At 69.4% G+C, this 20,127-nt stretch carries 18 protein-coding genes; 11 read left to right on the top strand and 7 right to left on the bottom strand.

Translation table 11 applies throughout. The features are described 5' to 3' along the window. Positions 1-94: 94 nt before the first annotated feature. Positions 95-1,930, top strand: a complete 1,836-nt coding sequence (locus AB5J53_RS21545; protein ID WP_369247301.1) for an MFS transporter — start codon at positions 95-97, stop codon at positions 1,928-1,930. Between the two features lie 164 nt (positions 1,931-2,094). Here AB5J53_RS21545 and AB5J53_RS21540 read toward each other — a convergent pair whose 3' ends face one another. From AB5J53_RS21540 to AB5J53_RS21530, 3 genes are all read right to left on the bottom strand, one after another. Further along, positions 2,095-2,994, bottom strand: a complete 900-nt coding sequence (locus AB5J53_RS21540; protein WP_369247300.1) for a MerR family transcriptional regulator — start codon at positions 2,992-2,994, stop codon at positions 2,095-2,097. An 87-nt stretch (positions 2,995-3,081) separates the two neighbouring features. After that, positions 3,082-3,582, bottom strand: a complete 501-nt coding sequence (locus AB5J53_RS21535; RefSeq protein ID WP_369247299.1) for a glutathione peroxidase — start codon at positions 3,580-3,582, stop codon at positions 3,082-3,084. Between the two features lie 34 nt (positions 3,583-3,616). Continuing rightward, positions 3,617-4,582, bottom strand: a complete 966-nt coding sequence (locus tag AB5J53_RS21530; protein ID WP_369247298.1) for an ArsR family transcriptional regulator — start codon at positions 4,580-4,582, stop codon at positions 3,617-3,619. Positions 4,583-4,664: 82 nt separating this feature from the next. On the opposite strand from AB5J53_RS21530, the gene AB5J53_RS21525 reads away from it, so the two are divergent. The 4 genes from AB5J53_RS21525 (at position 4,665) to AB5J53_RS21510 (ending at position 8,998) form a co-directional block, all read left to right on the top strand. Next, positions 4,665-5,897, top strand: a complete 1,233-nt coding sequence (locus tag AB5J53_RS21525; protein WP_369247297.1) for an MFS transporter — start codon at positions 4,665-4,667, stop codon at positions 5,895-5,897. 108 nt (positions 5,898-6,005) lie between these two features. Beyond that, positions 6,006-6,872, top strand: a complete 867-nt coding sequence (locus AB5J53_RS21520) for a calcium-binding protein (protein WP_369247296.1) — start codon at positions 6,006-6,008, stop codon at positions 6,870-6,872. 178 nt (positions 6,873-7,050) lie between these two features. Next, complete coding sequence (locus AB5J53_RS21515; RefSeq protein WP_369247295.1) at positions 7,051-7,821, top strand: tRNA-dependent cyclodipeptide synthase; 771 nt, start codon at positions 7,051-7,053, stop codon at positions 7,819-7,821. Further along, positions 7,811-8,998, top strand: coding sequence for a cytochrome P450 (locus tag AB5J53_RS21510; protein WP_369247294.1), 1,188 nt, complete (start codon positions 7,811-7,813; stop codon positions 8,996-8,998). The genes AB5J53_RS21515 and AB5J53_RS21510 overlap by 11 nt, the downstream gene beginning before the upstream one ends. 22 nt (positions 8,999-9,020) lie before the next feature. Here AB5J53_RS21510 and AB5J53_RS21505 read toward each other — a convergent pair whose 3' ends face one another. Further along, the gene (locus AB5J53_RS21505) at positions 9,021-10,484 is read right to left on the bottom strand and encodes an MDR family MFS transporter (RefSeq protein ID WP_369247293.1); all 1,464 of its coding nucleotides are present in this window, start codon (positions 10,482-10,484) and stop codon (positions 9,021-9,023) included. 120 nt (positions 10,485-10,604) lie between these two features. On the opposite strand from AB5J53_RS21505, the gene AB5J53_RS21500 reads away from it, so the two are divergent. Beyond that, the gene (locus AB5J53_RS21500; RefSeq protein WP_369247292.1) at positions 10,605-11,228 is read left to right on the top strand and encodes a TetR/AcrR family transcriptional regulator; all 624 of its coding nucleotides are present in this window, start codon (positions 10,605-10,607) and stop codon (positions 11,226-11,228) included. A gap of 200 nt (positions 11,229-11,428) precedes the next feature. Here AB5J53_RS21500 and AB5J53_RS21495 read toward each other — a convergent pair whose 3' ends face one another. Next, entirely contained in the window at positions 11,429-12,154 is a 726-nt protein-coding gene (locus tag AB5J53_RS21495; protein ID WP_369247291.1) for a DUF2637 domain-containing protein, read from the bottom strand. Between the two features lie 942 nt (positions 12,155-13,096). Here AB5J53_RS21495 and AB5J53_RS21490 point away from each other — a divergent pair. Further along, complete coding sequence (locus AB5J53_RS21490; protein WP_369247290.1) at positions 13,097-14,215, top strand: GNAT family N-acetyltransferase; 1,119 nt, start codon at positions 13,097-13,099, stop codon at positions 14,213-14,215. Between the two features lie 258 nt (positions 14,216-14,473). Here the strand turns inward: AB5J53_RS21490 and AB5J53_RS21485 are convergent, their stop codons facing one another. Beyond that, positions 14,474-15,298, bottom strand: coding sequence for an SDR family oxidoreductase (locus AB5J53_RS21485; protein WP_369247289.1), 825 nt, complete (start codon positions 15,296-15,298; stop codon positions 14,474-14,476). Between the two features lie 997 nt (positions 15,299-16,295). Between AB5J53_RS21485 and AB5J53_RS21480 the strand changes: the two genes are divergently transcribed. Continuing rightward, a complete protein-coding gene (locus tag AB5J53_RS21480) occupies positions 16,296-16,598 on the top strand; it encodes a hypothetical protein (protein WP_369247288.1) in 303 nt (100 codons plus the stop codon). A gap of 62 nt (positions 16,599-16,660) precedes the next feature. Then, positions 16,661-16,897 (top strand): hypothetical protein, encoded by a 237-nt coding sequence (locus tag AB5J53_RS21475; RefSeq protein ID WP_369247287.1) that lies wholly within the window; start codon positions 16,661-16,663, stop codon positions 16,895-16,897. Positions 16,898-17,544: 647 nt separating this feature from the next. On the opposite strand, the gene AB5J53_RS21470 is transcribed toward AB5J53_RS21475, so the two are convergent. Continuing rightward, positions 17,545-18,153 carry a TetR/AcrR family transcriptional regulator gene (locus AB5J53_RS21470; RefSeq protein WP_369247286.1) on the bottom strand — a complete coding sequence of 203 codons (609 nt, stop codon included), beginning with the start codon at positions 18,151-18,153 and terminating at the stop codon, positions 17,545-17,547. Between the two features lie 128 nt (positions 18,154-18,281). Between AB5J53_RS21470 and AB5J53_RS21465 the strand changes: the two genes are divergently transcribed. Both AB5J53_RS21465 and AB5J53_RS21460 read left to right on the top strand, forming a co-directional pair. Beyond that, positions 18,282-19,043 (top strand): SDR family NAD(P)-dependent oxidoreductase, encoded by a 762-nt coding sequence (locus AB5J53_RS21465; RefSeq protein WP_369247285.1) that lies wholly within the window; start codon positions 18,282-18,284, stop codon positions 19,041-19,043. Positions 19,044-19,086: 43 nt separating this feature from the next. Continuing rightward, a complete protein-coding gene (locus AB5J53_RS21460) occupies positions 19,087-19,776 on the top strand; it encodes a type 1 glutamine amidotransferase domain-containing protein (protein WP_369247284.1) in 690 nt (229 codons plus the stop codon). Positions 19,777-20,127 lie beyond the last annotated feature (351 nt).

The following is a 20,127-nucleotide window of genomic DNA, read 5'->3' as shown; positions in this document are numbered from 1 at the left end:
GGGTGCGTGCTAGCGTCGCTGAGTGGCCTCGGGGCTGGTCGTGGGCCGCGGCTCCCGGCGCAGAACGGACAACGGGACACGGGAGAGCCTTGCAGTGGCGACAGCGGAGCCGACACACGCCGACGACGCCGATCCGGGCCCAGGAGCAGGCCCGCGAATACCGCTGCGTGCCCGTATCCCTGACAGAGCGCCGGACGAAGAGTCCAAGTCGGAGCACGGCACCCGCCTGAGCCGTTTCCTCCGGCACCCCGTCGTCCTCGCCACCGCCCTCTCCGGCGTCCTCCACGTCGTCTGGTTCTTCACCTTCGCGAACAGCGGTGGGGATCTCGCCGCGCAGGACGCGTGGGCGGAGTTCGTGGGACGGCACCCGGACTCGGCCTACAACCTCGCCTGGTACGGCGGGATGCACCCGGTGTCCTACAGCGTGGTGTCGCCGTATCTGATGTCGGTGCTCGGCGTCCGTACGACGATGATGATCGCGGGGACGATCTCCGCGGGTCTGCTGACGATGATTCTGATCCGCAGCCGGGCGGTGAAGAACCCGCTGTGGCCCGCCCTCGCGGGCGTCTTCGCGCTCCTGTGCAACGCCGCCTCGGGCCGGGTGACCTACGGCCTCGGCATGGTGTTCGCACTCGCCGCGGCCGCCGTCGTCTTCTGCTGGCCCCACCGCTGGCGCTACAAACGCTGGGCGAAGGCCCTGTGCGCGGCGCCGCTCGCCGCGCTGGCGACCGCCGCGTCGCCGGTCGCCGGACTGTTCGTGGGCCTGGTCGCGGTGGCCCTGTTCCTGCAGAAGCGCCGCCCCGGCGCGTACGCCCTCGGCATCGCGCCGGCCGTCGTGGTCGCCGTGTCGGCCTGGATGTTCCCCTTCTCCGGCACCCAGCCGATGGCCTTCTACTCGGTCATCCTGCCCTTCCTGTACTCCGCCCTGGTCTTCGTCCTCGTCCCCAAGGAGTGGAAGACCGTACGGATCACGGCGGCGGTGTACGGCCTCTCCGTGCTCGGCGTCTGGCTGATCAGCTCGCAGATCGGCTCCAACATCACACGGCTGGCGATGCTGTTCGCGGGCGTCGTGCTGCTGGCGGCCCTGCCCTTCACCGTGCCGAAGACGCGCAAGTGGTACGCCGTCGTCGTCGCCTTCATCGGATTCGTCGGCTGGATCGGCTTCAAGTCGGTCGACGACATCGTGCATACGACTCCGGCCGCGTCCTGGGCGCGCGAGCTGGCCCCGCTCGTCAACCAGCTCCAGGTGGTGGGCGCCGAGAAGGGCCGTGTCGAGGTCGTCCCGGCTCGCTCCCACCGCGAGGCCTCCGCCCTGGCCCCGTACGTCAACCTCGCCCGCGGCTGGAACCGCCAGGCCGACATGGAGCGCAACCCGCTCTTCTACGACGACACCCTCAACTCCGCGAACTACCACGAGTGGCTGCAGCGCTGGGCCGTCCACTACGTGGTGCTGCCGAAGGGCGAACCGGACGGCGACGGTGGTGAGCGCGAGCGCGAACTGGTCCAGCGGGGGATGCCCTACCTGCGCCAGGTCTGGGGCGACGCGAACTGGCAGCTCTTCGCGGTGACGGACCCGGTTCAGCTCGCCGAGCCCAACGCCGTCGTCGACCGTGCCGAACAGGGCGAGCTGACGCTCGAGGTCAAGAAGGCGGGTCGCATTCTCATCCGCATCCCGTACTCCCCGTGGCTCAGCATCGTCGATGCCGAGGGCAAGAGTGTGAAGCCGCCGCAGGAGACGGAGCGGTCGAAGGACCGTGCCGAGGGGACGCCGAAGACGTACGACAACCTCAACGGTTGCCTGATGCCGACGGAGGAGACCGCGGCGGGCGACAAGTGGACGGAGCTACTGGCCCCGAAGCCGGGCACCTACCGCCTGTCGGCGCCGTACCAGCTCCCCCGGGGAACCCCGTGCCCGGAGGAGCTGCGCTGACGCGTACCTGGGGCTCCGCCCCAGACCCCGTTCGCGCAGTTCCCCGCGCCCCTTTTCAGGGGCGCGGGGAACTGCGCAGTCTTTTAGGGGGGTCTGGGGGCGCAGCCCCCAGGTACGGGACGGGTAGGGGCGGAGGGGGCGAAGAAACCCCACCCCCGGAGAAGTCACGTCACCGGAAACGCCACATCGCACACCGCGTCCTGGGGCCCCGCCGCGTCCCAGTCCGCGAAGTACACCTCGCGACAGGGACCGTCGTACGAGAGCCCCTGCTCGGCGATCCACGCCTCGACGGCCTCGAAGGCGGCGAGGATCTGGGGGTGGGCGACCTGCGCCTTGGTGATACGGGTGCGGGCGAGCCGCCGGGCGGGCTCGACGCGGACCCTGGCCTGCCAGGGCAGCCCCTGCTTCCCGGCCCAGACGCGCGCGGCCTCCGCGTCGGCGACGGGAACGCACGTCTCCGCCGGCCCGTCGCTCTCCGTACTGACCTCGGCGTAGTAGACGACGAAGGGCGCCCCGGTGATCCCGCCGCACTGCTCCGCGCCCTCTTCCAGCCGCCCCAGCGAGGCCGGAATCCAGACCGGCAGCTCATCCGCGAGGGTGTGCCGCGTCTCCGTCAGCACCACCTGCTCCGGCACGTCCACCGTCTCGACCACGAACTTCCCGTACATCTCGGAACTCCTTCCCGACAGCCGTCCACGGAGGTACTCGGCGAGCGTCCGCTGCGAAGCGAACCGCGCCTCGGCGTCCGCCCAGTACGCGGCGAGGAGATCGGCGCCGGCACGGCTCTGCGCCTCGACCACCTCCGCGATCCGCGCGAGCGGCATGTCGAGCTGGCGCAGCAGGGCGACCAGACGGGCGCGTTCGACCTGCTCGGCGCGGTAGTAGCGGTAGCCGCTGACCTCGTCGACGTGTGCCGGAGCGAGCAGTCCGAGCCGGTCGTACAGCCGAAGCGCCTTCGGCGAGAGCCGCGCGCGAGCGGCGAACGCGCCGATCGTGAGCAGTTCCTGATCCGGTCCCCGAGCCGCCTCCGGTCCCGGTCCCTGATGCGCGTGTTCCTGATGCACGAACCCATCCTCCGTCACCGGGCGATTTCCGCCCGGTGACACAGGACGTTCCCCCTTGCCCCAGGGGCAAGGTCAATCAAGTCGGTGTCAGCCGGCGAGCTGCTTCTCCACCGCCGCGACGACCTCCGCCGACTCCGGCTCGGTCTGCGGCGAGAAGCGGCCGACGACCGCGCCGTCCCGCCCGATCAGGAACTTCTCGAAGTTCCAGCGGATGTCCCCGCTGTGCCCCTCGGCGTCCTCGGTCTGGACCAGCCGCTGGTACAGCCCGTGCCGCCCGTCCCCGTTCACCTCGACCTTCTCGGTCATCGGGAAGGTCACGCCGTACGTCGCCGAGCAGAACGCGGCGATCTCCTCGGAGGTCCCGGGCTCCTGCCCCATGAACTGGTTGCAGGGCACGCCGAGCACGGTGAAGCCCTGGTCGGCGTAGCGCTCCTGGAGGCGCTCGAGGCCCGCGTACTGCGGGGTCAGTCCGCACTTGGAGGCCACGTTCACGATGAGCACGGCCTTGCCCTTGTACTGCTCCAGATCGGCGGAACCACCCTGGAGGGCCCCGATTTCGACGTCAAGCACAGAGTTGTCAGTAGTCATAAGCGGATGCTAACTCCGGCGGATGACGTGACCGTCAGTCCCGCTGGGCTGTGACGAGCACCTCACCGGCCGCCGTCCGCGAGTACAGCACCGACCGCCCGGCCCGCCGCCGCTCCACCAGCCGCGCGTCCAGCAGCACCTTCAGATGCCGCCCGACCGAGCCAAGACCCTGCCCGGTCACGGCGACCAGCTGGCTCGTGGACATGGGGGAGTCGAGGAGGACGAGGACGCCGGCGCGGGCGGTTCCGAGGAGCGCGCCGAGACTCTCCGGCACCGCTTCGGCGCGTACGTCGGCCAGCGCGCCCGCGCACGGATAGACGACGGCGTATCGATGGGGCTCCTCCCAGGACACCCACCCCGCCTTGGGGGTGACGGGCACGAAGAGGAGCTGGGCGCCGGAGATCTCACGCGGCGGATACTCCTGGAGATTCACCTGGAGCCGGTTCCCGCCGAGCCATCGCGTCCCCGGCCGCAGCGCGTCCAGCGCCGCCGCCCAGCCGCCCTGGCTCAGCTGCGCCGTACGGGCGACCACATCCGCCTCCAGGATGCGCCGCCGCCGGTCCCAGTACGGTCGTACGGCCGCGTCCCATACGTAGGTGAGGAGCTCGGCGGCGCGCTCGGGCAGGTCGTCGCGGTCCGCCAGCCGGTCGGGGAGCGGCCCGCGGAGGGAGACGGCGAGGTGGGCGCGCGCGTCGTCCGGTGACGCCTCCCGTACCCGGGCGACCTCGTCCTCGAAGGTCTCGTCGCCGTAGGGGGCCGGGGTGAGGAAGTCGGCGATCCAGGACCGCCCGAGCCCGGAACGGATGAGCAGCGCGGTGACCGGATCGGCGGCCAGCCGCCGCCGGTACGCAGGCAGATGGGCCCGCAGCCAGGCATGCTCCCCGGGATGCGCGCCGACCCCTGTGTGCAGCACCTTCAGGCTCGCGAAGGTCTCGGCGAGCGGCGACAGGACGAAGCGGCTTCCGGCGAGGGTGTCGGCGTTGACCTGCCACCAGCCCATGCGCCGCCCCCTTCCCCTTGGTTTGGTTTCGCCTCCCCGCGAAACAATAACGACCGCCTCGCAGGGCCCCGAGACTCCGCACATGCGCAGCTACTCGGACCTCTTCCGCACACGGGAGTTCACCCCGCTGTTCCTGTCCTCCTGTTTCAAGACCGCGGCCTCGACGGTGAGCGGTCTGGCCCTGGCCACCCTGGTGTACCGGGCGACGGACTCGCCCCTGCTCTCCGCACTGAGCATGTTCGGACCATCGCTGGCGCAGGTCGTGGGCGCGACGACCATGCTGTCGGCGGCGGACCGGCTGCCGCCGCGCGCGACGACGATGGGCATCGCGCTCGCCTTCGCGCTCGGTACGGCGGCGATGGCGACCCCGGGTCTCCCGGTCTGGACGATCTTCGTCCTGCTGCTGCTCCTCGGCCTGATCCAGTCGTTCGGCGGAGGAGTCCTGTGGGGCCTGCTGAACGAGATCCTCGCCAAGGAGGGCTATCTGCTGGGGCGTTCGGTCTTCAACATGATGAGCGGCGTCGCGCAGATCACGGGATACGCGACCGGTGGCGTCCTGGTGGCGCTGCTGTCCCCGCGGGTCACGCTGCTCTCGGCGGCGGCGCTGTATCTGGCGTCGGCCCTGACCGCCCGCCTGGGCCTGAGCCGCCGCGCCCCGCGTGCCGCCGGCCGCCCGTCCGTCGCGGAGACCTGGCGCACGAACGCGCGTCTGTGGTCCTCGCCCGAGCGCCGCACCCTCTACCTGCTGCTCTGGATCCCCAATGGCCTGATCGTCGGCTGCGAGTCGCTGTACGTGTCGTACGCGCCGAGCCGGGCGGGCGCGCTGTTCGCCTTCGCGGCGTTCGGGATGTTCGTGGGGGACGTGACCACGGGCCGCTTCCTCCCGCCCCGGGTGCGCGCCCGCCTGGGCATCCCGTTCCTGCTGCTCCTCGCGACGCCGTATCTGCTGTTCGCGCTGCGGCCGGGGATCGGCGTGGCGGCGGCCGCCGTCGCCGTGGCCTCCGTCGGCTTCGGCGCGAGCCTGATCCAACAGGAACGGCTGGTGTCCCTGATCCCGGACGAACTGAGCGGCCACGCCCTCGGGCTGCACACGGCGGGCATGCTGACCATGCAGGGCGTGAGCGCCGCGTTGGCGGGCGGCGTCGCCCAACTCACCTCGCCCGGAACGGCGATGACGGTCATGGCCGTCGCCTCGATCGCCGTGACCCTCGCGCTGGCGCCGTCGCTCCTCCGTGGCCGTGCCGCGGCCCGGGATCGCCAACACCCGGAGGTGTCCGCGCCAAGAGAAAGGCAATCCGGAGTGAACTCTCCCTGAATTGAGCCAAGTTGTCCGACCGGAGTCACAACCACCCCACGGTCACCAGGGTCGAAGGAGGTGACCGAAAGCGCACATGAGCGCGCAGAAACACACCAAGGGGTAATCATGTTCAGTCGCCGTACCGTCGCCGCCCTGCCGAAGGCCCTGGCGCTCGCCGCCGTGTGCGCCGCGGTCGCCGTCCCGACGGCGCACGCCGCGACCGCCAAGAGCGCGACGGCGGTCTCCACCGGCCAGAAGCTCTACTACACGGCGGCCGCCGGTCAGACGAACCACCTGAAGATCTCCTGGGCGCTCGGCGCGACCGACCCGGACTCCCAACTGGCCGACTACATCTACACCTTCGACGACACCGTGAAAATCTCCCTCGGTGCCGGCTGTGTCCGTCCGGACGCGAGCGACGACACCAAGGCGGTCTGCACGGTCACCGAGCCCAACACCTCGGCATCCGATCTCGACACCCTGATCGTCGACCTCGGCGACGGCGACGACACCGCGACGGTCGACCCCGACAACAGCGGGTACTCGCGCATCTACGGCGGAGCGGGCAACGACACCCTGACCGGCCACGGCGTGGACGTCCTCTACGGCCAGGACGGCAACGACCACCTCTCCGGAGGCGGCGGAGTCTACAGCGAGGGCGCGTTCGGCGGCGCGGGCAACGACACCCTCACCTCCTGCGGTTACACCTGCCACGGCGGCGCGGGCAACGACACTCTGCGCGGCGGCATCAGCGAGTCCAACGCCGAGTACACCGACTACGGCAACGCCCTGTACGGCGACGACGGCAACGACAAGATCTACGGCAACGCCGGCACCGACCTCCTCCAGGGCGGCCGGGGCAACGACACCCTGTACGGCGGCACCAGCGACGACAAGCTGTACGGCAACAGCGGCGACGACCTGCTGCACGGGGGTGCCGGCAACGACTACCTCTCCGGCGGCCCGGGCAGCGACAAGGTCTACCAGAACTGAATCACCGGGGGCGTGGGCCGGCGCGAGGAGCGCCCGCCAGGTGCCGTGGGGCTACCCCACGGCACCGCCATGACCCCCGTTGACACTCTCCGTGTCCGAACGCTAACTTCACGGCGTCGTCGCCACACCAGGAGCACGAGGCTCCATTGGGACTAGCGACGCGAAGGACACTCTCCAGTTGACGACTGCGACAGTTCCCGAGATCCAGCACGTCACTCCCGGGCCCATCATTTCCGGCCTCTTCAGAGTTCAGCCCTACACACCCCACTGTCAGGTCATTCACGCCGCGGGCGACCATGCCGTGATCGGCGTCTCGCCGGGGAACAGCTACTTCTCCGCCCGCCGGATCAATGACCTCGCCCGCTGGGGCATCGAGCACTTCGACCGGATCGACTTCGTCTATACCGACCTCCATGTCGCCGAGATGTACGAGGCGTTGGGCTATACCGCCGACGACGCCCGGCGCAAGGCGGTGAAGAATCTGCGGGGCGTACGCGCCAAGGTGACCGCGGCGGTGGAAGCCTTCGGCGGCACCGGTGCCGGTGCCGGGAGACTCACCGCCCACGCCATGTCGGACTTCACGGACAACCCGGCGTACCGACGGATCCACCACCACATCCGCGAACTCCTCGACGCCGATGGGGAGTTCCGCGAGACCTGCGACACCCTCGTGGAGGCGTACCTCTCCTCGAAGGTCCTTGACGGACGGGAGGGCACCGAACGTCAGCGCGAGGTGTGTCTGAAGTACGTCTGCGCGGAGGCGCCGCTGTTCCTGGACACGCCCGCCATCCTGGGCGTCCCGTCCTCCCTCAACTGCTACCACCAGCTTCTGCCGATGGCCGAGCTGCTGTACGCGCGCGGTTCGGGCCTGCGCGCGTCCCGCAACCAGGGCCACGCGATCGTCACACCCGTCGTCACGTCGGAGGAAGGGGACGGCGATGCTCGCTGAGAACCTGCTCGACTTCCCGTTCTCCTGGCGCGGGGACCAACTGCCCACCGAAGTCGAGGAGTTGCGCTCCTCGACCCCCGTTCGGCGGGTGCGGACCATCGCCGGCGACGAGGCCTGGCTGGTCTCCTCGTACGACCTGTGCAAGCAGGTCCTGGAGGACAGCCGTTTCAGCCTGAAGGACACCTCGGCACCGGGCGTGCCACGCCAGTACGCCCTGACAATCCCGCCCGAGGTCGTCAACAACATGGGCAACATCACCGGGGCCGGGCTGCGCAAGGCCGTCCTCAAGGCGCTCAACCCGAAGAGCGAGGGTCTGGCGGACTGGATGCGCTCGTACGCCGCCGAGCTCGTCGACGGGCTGCTGGCCGAGGGCGCTCCCGCGGAACTGCGCGGCGGCTTCGCCGACCCGTACTCGGCGGCGATGCACTGTCACATCCTCGGCATCCCGCAGGCGGACGCGCCCCGGCTGATGCGCAGCCTGGACATCGCGTTCATGAACTCGGCCTGCCCGATCACGGGCGCGAAGCTGAACTGGGACCGCGACATCTCGTACATGACCGCCCGCCTGGACGACCCGGCGACGACCGGTCTCATGTCCGAACTGGCGGCCCTGCGCGAGGACCCGGAGTACGCCCACCTGAGCGACGAGATGCTCGCGACGGTGGGGGTGACGATGTTCGGCGCGGGCGTGATCTCCACGTCGGGCTTTCTGACGATGGCGATCGTCTCGCTGCTCCAGCACCCGGAGCTGCACGCGGAGTTGCTCGCCCACCGGGACCGGATTCCGGCCGCCGTGGACGAACTCCTGCGCATCAACCTCTCCATCGGCGACGGACTGCCGCGCCTCGCCCTGGAGGACGTACGGCTGGGGGATGTGGAGGTCGAGGCGGGCGAGCTCGTCCTGGTCCTCGTCGAGGGTGCCAACTTCGACCCCGAGGAGTTCCCCGACCCGCACCGGGTCGACCTCACCCGGGAGAACAACACCGCCCACCTCTCCTTCGGCGGCGGCCGCCACTACTGCCCCGCCACGGCCCTCGGCAAGAAGCACGCCGAGATCGCTCTGGAGACGCTGCTCGAACGCATGCCGGAGATCCAACTGGCGGTGCCCATCGAGCAATTGGTGTGGCGGACGGGTTTCATGAAGCGCATTCCCGAGCGGCTGCCGGTGATGTGGTGAGCGGCGCAGTCCGTCGGTCGCATTAGGCATGGGGTGAGACCGCAGGACGGCCGGGAGCCCGCTGTGCCGGGGCTCCCGGCCCGCGCAGCGGGACCTCCCGTACGGCGAGAGCGGCGATGAATGCGATGGCGCAGACGACGGCGGCCAGAAGGAAGATCTGCTGCGTACCGTCGGCGGCGGAGGCCAAGTAGCCGGTGTCCGTGGGCCTTCGCCCCTGCAGGGCACGTGTGAACAGGGACCCGAAGACCGCCACCCCCAGTGACCCGCCGATCGTACGGAAGAGGGTGACGCCGGCCGAGGCGACGCCCATGTCGCGCATCTCGACGCTGTTCTGCGCGATGGTCGTGGTCATCTGCATCAGGAACCCGAGCCCCGAGCCGACGAGTGCCATGAAGACGCCGGTGAGCGTGCGGGACGTACCCGTGTCCATGGTGGACAGCAGCAGCATGCCGAGGGTCAGGAGGCCGGCCCCCAGCACGGGAAAGACCTTGTACTTGCCGGTCCTCGACATGACCTTCCCCGCGATCTGCGAGACGACCACGATCGGCAGCATCATCGGCAGCAGCAACAGCCCCGAACTCGTCGCCGAGGCCCCCTGCACGCTCTGCTGGAACAGCGGCAGGTACAGCGTCGCCCCGAACATCGCCGCCCCCGACGCGAACACCATCACCGACGCCAGCCGGAAGTTGCGCGGTCCGAACACCCTTGGCGGCAGCACCGGTTCGGCGGCGCGCCGCTGCGAGGCGACGAACGCGGCGAGCCCGACGGCGGTGACGGCGGCGAGGGCCGCGATCTGCCAGGAGCCCCAGGCGTACGTCGTACCGGCCCAGGTCGCGGCCAGTACGACCGCGATGATGGTCACGGTCATCAGCGCGATCCCGAGCCAGTCGATCCGCGCCTTCACACGGGCGGCGGGCAGCCGCAGCATGACGTGGCACCACACCAGGGCGACGAGCCCGAGCGGCAGATTGAGATAGAAGGCCCAGCGCCAGCCGAGGTGCCCGGTGACGAAGCCGCCGAGGAGCGGCCCGCCTATGGTGCCGATGGCCATCACGGACGCCGTCATGCCCTGGTAGCGCCCCCGCTCGCGCGGCGACACCAGCGAGCCGATCAGCGCGAACGCCAGCCCCGCAATGCCACCCGCGCCGAGCCCCTGCAGGGCCCGGAACCCGATCAGTTCGGGCATGGACCGCGCCGCACCGGACAACACGGACCCGGCGAGAAAGACCACGATCGAGGCGAGAAAGACCACCTTCCGCCCGTACAGGTCACCGAACTTGCCCCATACGGGAGTCGAGGCGGCGGTGGCCAGCGTGTACGCGGTCACCACCCATGAGATGTGCTCCAGGCCGCCCAGATCACCCACGATCGTCGGCATCGCCGTCCCGACGATCGTGTTGTCGAGCATGGCCAGCAGCATGGCGAGCATGACGCCGAGGAGGGTGAGACGGAGGTTCCTGGGCCTGTCGACGGGCTGCGTGGGCATGGCTGATCACTCCTTCAGGGGTGGATGGGGAGGTGAACCCTCCCCACAAAAGCACACCCACTAAATAAGTGCAACGACTCAACTTTTGAATCGAGGCAACCCAGCAGCTAGACTCGCCCCATGACGGAGACAGGGACCGGGGCAGGAGCCGTGACGGGAACCGAGAAGGACGTGCCGGTGGGGCGCCGGGAACGCAAGAAGGCCGCCACCCGCCAGGCTCTGGCGGACGCGGCCCTGACCCTGTTCCTGGAGCGCGGCTACGACCAGGTGGGCGTCAAGGACATCGCGGACGCCGCCGACGTCTCCACGACGACCCTCTTCAAGCACTTCCCGAGCAAGGAGGCCCTGGTCTTCGACGAGGACGCCGACCAGGAAGCCGCCCTCGTCGCCTCCGTGCGCGACCGTGCCCCGGGCCGGTCGATCCCGGCGGCACTCTGCGAGGGCATCCTCCGCATCCGCTCGGGCGCGGCCCGCAAGGACCCTCGCTTCGTCGCCTTCCTCGACCTGGTCGAGAACACCCCGGCCCTGCGCGAGTACGCCCACCGCATGTGGATGCGCCACGAGACGGCGCTGACGCGCGCGATCGCCGAGGAGTCGGGTGCCCCCGCCTCCGACCTCACCTGCGCGGCTCTGGCCCGCTTCGCCCTCGACGCCCCGACGATCGCCGAGAACCACCCGGACCGGGAGGAGGCGGTACGCGCGGCGTTCGCCGTCCTGGAGCACGGCTGGGCAAAGGCCCGCTGACGCCGGCGCACACGGGTGCGGGTCGCAGCGCAGCCGGGGGACGGTCGCGTGTTGGGAGCGACGTCCTTCAGTGTGTGCGCATAAGGTCGTTCGCGTACCCGAGGGGCGACTCTGCGACCCGTGGTGGCGGTGCGGAACCACGCTTCGGCGATTCCGGAACAGCACCCGGCCCAGGAACGCATCCCGGCCGGGCGCTGTCGTCATCCGTCGTTGGACTGTTTCACGCTATGAGTGGCGTGGCGAGGGCCGTTCGGGGACGCCATCTGCCCGACCAGCTCCCGGAAGCAGACCAGGGCGGTAATAGGTGGAATTCCGACGATCACCATGGCCAGTACGGAGTGCGGGGACTGGCCTACGCACAGGGCCACAGCCGTTGCGGAAGAGATCAGCATGACGGTCCAGGACCGGCGAGCGGGTCGGCGCTGAACGGATGCCCGCAGGATGGACAGACCTGCCACGAGCCACGGCCCATATACGGTCAGCGGCCACCATTTCGCCAGGTTGCGCGGCTCCACCGACAAAGCGATAGCACGTAGTTGATTATATGAATACGAGAGGGACCAGCCCAGCATGGTCACCGAGCAGGCGGTGATTATGGCCACCAGGATCGCGACAGGGATGACTTTGCGCCGCCCGACGAGGAACCGGGCCGGCTGTGGCCGTCGTCGATCGACCCGGTGGCGCGGGGGCCCATAGTCGTCCACCAGGGGAACGGAGGGATCCATGGTGGTCGCCGCGCCGAGTATCTCGGCCAGCTCTTCGGCCGGATCCCATTCGTTCGCCGCGACCGCCGGTTGGGGGATGTGCAAGATGCGATCCGCCTCGAACAGCTCGTGGTCGTAGGGATACTGGCCTGCCCACGTCTGGTCGGCTCCCAGTCCGAACTGCGTGTCGTGAAGACCTGGTTCGTTCTGACTCCTGTTCATCACCGGCTCCCGCGCAGCCTGGTCCGGAACGTTCCATCCAAGGCATGGGCCTTGGAGCCATCGGCGACCGCGCTGGTGATGACATTCCCGTCTGTGGAGGCTCGCAGGTATTCGTTCTCCATTCGGCTGATTGTCTTGAGAAAGTCCTCAAGCAGGTCCGAACAGTGGTTGAAGTGTGCCTGCTCTTCAGGGTCTTCCCGGCGGCGGAGAGCTGAACGAACCTCAGCTAGGGACTTTTCCTTCCAAGTCACGACCACCTAACGGACGTAACCGGCAGTGAGGTAACGGGCGTTCAGGGTAATTCTTCTGCCAGCGGCAATCGATCACTGTGGATATTGGATTGCACTACAAAGGTGGTGAATGTCTGACGATGGGTTGCGTAGGGTTGTCGAATATTTCATTATTGACCAAGCCTATTCCGTCCTATGAGTCGTTTATGGCCTTGCTGATTGGCGGGTGAGGTGTAGGGCTGCTGATAGGCCCATTGCTCCAACAGGGTGCGGCCTGGGCGGACCGCGCCCCGCGGCAGGCCGACGGCACCGCGGTGGCCCGCCGAGCAGGGCGCCGGGTCCAGCAGGCGGCTGGAGGGCCGGGAGTCGCGGGTCGCACGGCCCTGAGCGGACCGGCTCACCCGATCCGCACGCTTCCGTTACCTCAGACACTCTTGACAGCGTGCGTACTGTTTCGCGACGTTTGAGCCCCGCTGGACAGTTCGAGTCTCGGTCGGCGACCGTGGAACGAGCGCGTACACGGTGTGGTTCAGGGGATAGCCAAAGAAGTGGCAGGACGCGGACAGCGCGTCGTGGGGGAAATTGGGGGGAGCGGTCGCCCATGCGATCCACGCGATCCATTCGATCCATGCACAGTGATCCACACGCCTTAAGGCCTGCGCCGCGACCAGTACGTCCCTCGCGGAGTCTGCGGAACGGGGGTTGATCTGAGGTGGACATCACCATCCACAGACCCGAGGAGCTGGATATTCCGCTTCGCCGGGCGTGGCACCGGGCGATGGACGAGTCGCCCGATTACGCAAACCCCTTCCTGGCGCCGGAGTTCGCGGTCGGGGTCGGCAGGTACCGCGGTGGGGCGCGGGTGGCGGTCCTGCACGAGGGCGGTGAGCCCGTGGGCTTCTTCCCGTACGAGCGCAACTCCTTCGGCGTCGGCCGGGCCATCGGTCTCGGCCTGTCCGACTGCCAGGCCCTCGTGCACCGCCCCGGAGTCACCTGGGACACCCAGGAACTGCTGCGGGCCTGCGGGCTGTCCGTCTTCGAGTTCGACCATCTCGTCGAGGAGCAGAAGCCCTTCGGCAGATACGCCACGGGCACCTTCGCCTCACCGGCCATCGATCTGAAGGACGGCGGCCACGGCAGCTACGCGGAGTGGCTGCGCGGCGCGTACCCGGGGCTGGCCAAGACGACGCTGAAGAAGGAACGCCGGCTGGGGCGCGACCTGGGAGAGATGCGGTTCGTCTACGACGAGCGTGATCCGCACGTGCTGCGCACACTCATGAAGTGGAAGTCCGCCCAGTACCGCAGGACGGGACGCATGGACCGGTTCGCGCGGCCGTGGATCGTGGACCTGGTGGACCATCTGTTCGACGTCCGCGAAGAGCACTTCACCGGCGTGCTGTCCGTCCTGTACGCCGGCGACCGCCCGGTGGCCGCGCACTTCGGACCGACGTCGCGCACGCTGTTCGCGGCCTGGTTCACCGCGTACGACCCTGAACTCCGCTACTACTCGCCCGGGTTGATCATGCACCTGCGGATGGCCGAGGCCGCGGGCCGGGACGGCGTACGGCTCATGGATCTGGGGCGCGGCGACAAGGAGTGGAAGGACTGGCTGAAGACCCGCGAACTGCGCGTGGGAGAAGGGTTCGCGATCCGCCCCCACCCGGTGGCGGCGGCGCACCGGCTCTGGCGCAGGCCGGTACGCGGCCTGCGGAACACGGTCCTGGCCCACCCCAGGCTGCGCGACCCGGCCGACCGGCTGCTGAAGACGGTCGGCACACTGCGCACGTCGGGCCGGGCGGGCTCCGGCGGAGCGGGCCCGCGCGCACGCTGACCAGGCTTCCCCACTCGGACGAAAGAGGCGACGAGAGGCGCCGGGCCGAGCCGTACAACGCCCGGCCCGCTTCCGCTGTGTCTGCCGGCGCGCTTTTGCTGTGTCTGCCGGTCCGTTTCCGCTGTGTCTGCCGGCGCGCTTTTGCTGTGTCTGCCGGTCCGTTTCCGCTGTGCCTGCCGGGCCCGCTCTCGCCGTGCCTGCCGGTCCGCTTCCGCTGTGCCTGCCGGCCCGCTGCCGGCCCCGCGCTCGGTCCTGAGCTCAGCCCTGCGCCAGCTCCGCCACCGGCTGCCACTTCTCCCATGTCGCCAGACGCCGTTCGTAGTCGGCCTTGGCGATACCCAGGGGTGCCGTACCGAAGAAGCAGCGCAGCGGCGGCTCGTCGGCATCCACGATCTCCAGCACGGCCGCGGCGGACGCCTGCGGGTCGCCCGGGGTGCCGACGCGCTCGCGGCGCTGCTCCTGCACCTGCTCATGGAACTTGGCGTACGCCGGCAACTGCTCGGACGTGCTCGACGAGGAGCCGGCCCAGTCGGTCGCGAACCCACCGGGCTCGATCAGCGTGACCTTGATGCCGAACTGCGCCACTTCCTGGGCCAGCGCCTGGCTGATCCCTTCGAGCGCCCACTTCGACGCGTGATAGATGCCGACGAGCGGGAACGCGCTGATCCCGCCGATGGAAGAGACCTGCAGAATGTGGCCGCTGCCCTGCTCGCGCAGGAACGGCAGTGCCGCCTGGGTGATCCACAGTGCGCCGAACAGGTTGGTCTCCAGCTGCGCGCGGGCCTCCGCCTCGGTGAGCTCCTCGACCATCCCGAAGTGGCCGTAGCCGGCGTTGTTGACCACCACGTCGAGGCGCCCGAACCGCTCGTGCGCCTGCCGCACGGCGGCGAAGTCGGCGTCGCGGTCCGTGACGTCGAGTTGCAGGGGCAGGAGCCGCTCTCCGTAGGTCGCGCCAAGATCGTCCAACGTGGACGGATCGCGGGCCGTCGCGGCCACGGAGTCGCCGCGTTCCAGCGCCGCGATCGCCCACTCCCGCCCGAAACCGCGTGAGGCACCGGTGATGAACCAGATCTTCTGTGTCATGGCGTGCTCCTCATGAAACTCCTCGCCTGCTCCGTCGTGACGTCGCGGCGCTTCTTTCACCAGCGAACACCTTGGAGCGCACTCCAGGGCAAGTCCGGCACTCCCGGACGGGGCCCGCCGGACACCGGAAGGCACCGTTTCGGCTGCTGCGGAGCCGCCCCCGACTCCACCGGGTCGGCGTTCCCGCCCCGACGAGGAGACCAACCGTGCGCCAGCACATCCGCCCCTCAGCGGCGGCTGTCGTGGCCGCCGCCGCGATCGCCGCGGCCGTTCCCGCAGCCGCCGCTCCCGTGGCGCACGCCGAGGAGGCCGGGCCCGACCTGGTGATCTCGACTCTGCCGCGCACCGCTCCCAAGCCCGGCGAGGCGTACGACGAGTCGGTGACCATCACCAACAACGGCACGGCGGCCGCGGACGGCGTCACCTTCCGGGTACGGCTGACCCGTGGACTCGACTTCCCCCGAGCCCGTCGAGGGCTGCACCTACTCGACCATCGAGGACCAGGTCAAACAGGCGCTGTGCGCACTCGACACGGCCATCGGACCCGGCGCCTCCGTCACCACGCCCGTACGATTCAAGGCGCTGCCCAAGGCGCTGACGGAGTCCGTCGAGTACGGCACGGGGCGCACCGGCGAGGACCCGGGGGAGGGGTACACCGACAGCTACCGGCGCCTGACCCCGACCGCGGACCCGACCCCGGCAGCTGCCCGTCCCACGGGTCGTCGAGCAACTGCTCATGGCTCACCCGCGTGTCCGCGCGCAGCACCAGCGCGGCGAGTACGGCCTGCCGCCGAACCGGCCCCAGGTCCAGCGGCGTTTCGCCACGCCAGGCGCAAAGTGGCCCGAGTAACGCGATCCGAAGCCGCTGAGGTGTTCCCCCGTCCACCGCGAAGCCTCCGCTCCCGTACATCACCGGAATTTCATCAGCATTGCAGCACCCCCGGCCATGGTGACGGACACGACATCGCACAACCCGCACAACTGAAGGGAAGTCCCAGTGACCGAAGTGGAGTTGGTGGCCACCGCGTTCGCCACAGGCGCGGCGGCCGGACTCACGGACTCCGCGCGCGGAGTCGTCCACGAGCTCTACGCCGGGCTGAGAGAGGCGGTCCGCCGGAGGCTGGTCGCGGGTGGCGGCAACAGCGGGGGCTACGGCGTACGGGTGCTGGACGCGTACGAGACGGACCCCGACGTGTGGCGGACCCGGCTGCTCCAGGTCCTGACGGGCTCCGGGGTGGAGACGGACGAGGAGATCCTCGCGGCGGCCCGCGCCGTCCGGGGCCGGTTGCCTTGCGTTTGACGACTGCCAGCTCGATGGTGCGTCCGCGGGGGTCGCGGTAGTCCAGCGGCACCTTCGCGGTCGTGCAGTCGAACTGTCTGCCCTGGACGCAGGGTTTCCAGTCCAACTCCGGGGCGGGCACGGAAGGTGACGGCGCGCCGCCGGTGGCGGCGAGGTCCGACCCGGTGAACACCGTCGAACAGGTCACCGCCGTGGCGATCGCCGCGGCGCAACGCCGGCGGCCCGCTATGAATCCCGGCATGGGCATGCTTCGTCCTTCCGCCCGCATGGCCGACAGCCCGATGCCACCGCGGCCCTGAGCGTCGGGACGCATTCGCATCAACAGCATCGCGACCGGACAAGGCTCGCAAGCCGACCGCCGCCGAATGACAGAGCTCCTCAAGGCGTGTACGTCGTGGGCCGGCCCTTTGTGTCGTGGCCCGGCCCTTTGTTCTGTGCCCCCGGCGGGATTCGAACCTGCGACACCGGCTTCAGGAGTTCGATCACGGTGAGGCTCGGCCATGGAGCTGCATGGTGGCCTCGACCGGGCGCGGCTGTGCCTGCGTGCTACGGGGCCGTTGATGTCACTCGTGGATGTCAGGGCGGGCTGTCCAGCCGGCCCACATGGTGTAGACGGCGCGAGTGGCCGTGCTCAGGGCCGGAATGCCGGCCCTCTGGGCCGGTGGCGAGAGCCGGCGGCGGACCGGTGAGGGATCCCACAAACGGGTCGACCAGTGGCGCGCGGACGCCGAGGGAGGCTATCGTCGACAGGGAGAACGACCGGTCTTCCTACCTCGTGGGGAATGGCTTCTCGGCCTTCTGGGGCGGGACTGCCTCCATGCAGAGAACTGCTGGTGGGCCTCGGTGCATGTCGAAGAGAGATCAAAAAGGTTCTATGAAAGCAAACCGCGCCCCGGCCTGGCCGGGGCCCCGCAGAGGGCCGCTGTTTCGCGCGGCCCAGCTGGGGTCAGCCCTCCGATCGGATGAACCGGACCGCGTTCAGCAAGGTCTTGTGGGCGGCCGTCGAGTCGTCCAGGTAGCCGGCGGCCATCGCGCCGTCGTACAGCATCAGCAACGCACCGGCGGCCGACTCCGCATCGGCGTGGCCGAGCCGGCTGAGCAGCTCCTGGAAGAGGGTGCGGATCCAGTTCCGGTGGGACGTCACCAGGCCGCGGACCGGATGGTCGGCGTCCGGGTACTCGGCGGCCGCGTTCAGGAACGGCGATCCACGAAAGCCGCGCTCGCGGGCGTGCTCGGCGATGGCCTCGAAGATCAGGTCGATCGCCTCCGCGGGCGGGTGCCCGGCGGCCAGTGGTTCGGCCACCGCCTTGTAGTAGGCGTCCTTGGTCAGCAGGTAGGCCACGACCAGGTCGTCCTTGGAGGCGAAGTGCCGGTAGAAGGTCGCCTTCGTCACCCCGGCCTCGGCGATCAGCCGCTCCACGCCGATCGCGCGGACGCCCTCGTAGTAGAACAGCCGCGACGCGGCGCGGACCAGGCGTTCGCGAGGCGGTAGTTCTCCCTCGGTCCTGGTCTCTCGACGCGTGCTGTCGGTGGTCTTCTGCCCAGTGCTGCTCACTTCCCCATTGTGCCCTCGGCCCTGCCTCGAGCGGCCTCCACCCCGGACGGCCCCCACTCATGGGGCCGTCCTACCCCTGTCCCGTACGGCCCGCAGCAGCGTGGCCGTTCATCGAAAGGCCTGAACCCATGAATCGTCGTCTTGAAGGAACCGTCGCCCTGGTCACCGGAGCATCCAGCGGTATCGGCCACGCCACCGCGTTGGAGCTTGCCCGCGAGGGCGCCGCCGTGGCCCTGGTCGGCCGGCGCGAGGACCGGCTCACCGACCTCGCCGCGGAAATCACCGGCGCCGGTGGAAAGACCCTGGTCGTGCCCGCCGACATCACCACCGCCCAGGCCGCCGCGGAAGCGGTCGAGCGGACCGTCGAGGGCCTGGGCCGCCTGGACACGCTGGTCAACAACGCCGGCCTCATGCTGCTCGGGCCCGCCCCCAGTGCGGACCTGAACGACTGGCGGCGCATGATCGACATCAACCTCATGGGCCTCATGTACACCGCCCACGCGGCTGTCCCCCACCTGGTCAAGGCCGCCGCCGAGGAGCCGCGTCAGGTCGCCGACATCGTCAACATCGGCTCGCTCGCCGGCCGCAACGCCTACGCCATGTCCGCCGTGTACAGCGCCACCAAGTTCGGCGTCGGCGCCTTCAGCGAGGCACTGCGCCAGGAACTGGCACGGCAGCACGTCCGCGTGTCCGTCATCGAGCCGGGCAGCGTCGACACCGAACTGCGTACGCACAACCCCGACGTCATCCAGCAGCACATCGTCGCCGCCCTGGGCGACATCGAGCGGCTGCAGAGCCAGGACATCGCCGACACCGTCGGCTACATCGTCACCCGCCCCCGGCACGTGGCCGTCGCCGAGCTGCTCGTACGCCCCACCGAGCAGGCCTGAACACCAAGCCCGTGGCCAACTCCGCGGCACACAAGGAGTCGTGATGGCGATGAGGCGGATCCTCGCCGTGGTAACCAACCAGGCGACCTACGGGACGAACCCCCATCGGACCGGACTGTGGATCGGAGAGCTGGTTCACTTCCACGCCGGGGTCCGCCGGGCCGGCTTCGAGGTCGACATCGTCAGTCCAGAAGGTGGACCGGTGCCGCTGGATCCGCGCAGCACCAGATGGGCCGACAGGGCGGTACGCGACCACATGAACGACAGCGCGTTCATGTCGGGCCTGGACCACACCGCCAAGGCGGCCGACATCGACCCGGCCCGGTATTCCGCGATCTTCTACACCGGCGGGCACGGCGTCATGTGGGACTTCCCCTCGAACATCGCGCTCCAGCAGGCCGCACGGCAGATCTACGAGAACGGCGGCATGGTCTCCTCGGTCTGCCACGGCGCCAGCGGACTGCTGAACATCACGCTCTCCGACGGCTCCCTGCTCGTCGACGGGCGCACGGTCACCGGGTTCTCCACCGCGGAGGAGCGAGTCGCCATGGTGAAGAAGCGGGTGCCGTTCCTGCTGGAGGACGAACTCCGCAAGCGGGGCGCGCACTATGTCGGGAACACCATCCCCATGACCCCCTTCGCCACCGCTGACGGCAGGCTCGTGACGGGACAGAACCCCTACTCCACCAAGGCCGTCACCGCCAAGATCATCGAGACGCTGCACCACCTTTGACCGGTCAGGGCAGCCGCCGTGCGAGCGACGGCCGCACGCTCCCCACAGCTCGTGGACGGTTGCCGTCGAACACTGCCGTCAAGTCAAAGGCCAGAGGCCCTGTGGAGTGATCCACAGGGCCTCTGAGGTGCTGCGCACTCGGCAGGACCAGGCAGGACACGCGCGCTCTCAGGGGCCCTCACTGATGCCATTGGCCAAGGACACAGAACTCGTTGCCTTCGGGGTCTGCCATGACAACCCACGACAGTGAGCGCCTGGCCTGGACGAGTTCGGCGAATCGCTGCCGCGGCAGGCTTGGGATCGTCGATCTCTTTCTCTCCGCGTTCGCGGCCCTGGCCGATCCTGCGTCCA

Origin of the sequence: Streptomyces sp. R41 (genome assembly GCF_041053055.1) — a bacterium.
Lineage (GTDB): Bacteria > Actinomycetota > Actinomycetes > Streptomycetales > Streptomycetaceae > Streptomyces.
This window is presented reverse-complemented; position numbering and strand designations above follow the sequence as displayed.

What these genes read in the sequence shown, in the direction of transcription:
- AB5J53_RS21535 (WP_369247299.1), bottom strand. Translation starts at nt 3,582, where the DNA reads ATGACTACTGACAACTCTGTGCTTGACGTCGAAATCGGGGCCCTCCAG.
- AB5J53_RS21495 (WP_369247291.1), bottom strand. Translation starts at nt 12,154, where the DNA reads ATGAACAGGAGTCAGAACGAACCAGGTCTTCACGACACGCAGTTCGGA.
- AB5J53_RS21520 (WP_369247296.1), top strand. Translation starts at nt 6,006, where the DNA reads ATGTTCAGTCGCCGTACCGTCGCCGCCCTGCCGAAGGCCCTGGCGCTC.
- AB5J53_RS21510 (WP_369247294.1), top strand. Translation starts at nt 7,811, where the DNA reads ATGCTCGCTGAGAACCTGCTCGACTTCCCGTTCTCCTGGCGCGGGGAC.
- AB5J53_RS21530 (WP_369247298.1), bottom strand. Translation starts at nt 4,582, where the DNA reads ATGGGCTGGTGGCAGGTCAACGCCGACACCCTCGCCGGAAGCCGCTTC.
- AB5J53_RS21505 (WP_369247293.1), bottom strand. Translation starts at nt 10,484, where the DNA reads ATGCCCACGCAGCCCGTCGACAGGCCCAGGAACCTCCGTCTCACCCTC.
- AB5J53_RS21485 (WP_369247289.1), bottom strand. Translation starts at nt 15,298, where the DNA reads ATGACACAGAAGATCTGGTTCATCACCGGTGCCTCACGCGGTTTCGGG.
- AB5J53_RS21525 (WP_369247297.1), top strand. Translation starts at nt 4,665, where the DNA reads ATGCGCAGCTACTCGGACCTCTTCCGCACACGGGAGTTCACCCCGCTG.
- AB5J53_RS21465 (WP_369247285.1), top strand. Translation starts at nt 18,282, where the DNA reads ATGAATCGTCGTCTTGAAGGAACCGTCGCCCTGGTCACCGGAGCATCC.
- AB5J53_RS21460 (WP_369247284.1), top strand. Translation starts at nt 19,087, where the DNA reads ATGGCGATGAGGCGGATCCTCGCCGTGGTAACCAACCAGGCGACCTAC.
- AB5J53_RS21500 (WP_369247292.1), top strand. Translation starts at nt 10,605, where the DNA reads ATGACGGAGACAGGGACCGGGGCAGGAGCCGTGACGGGAACCGAGAAG.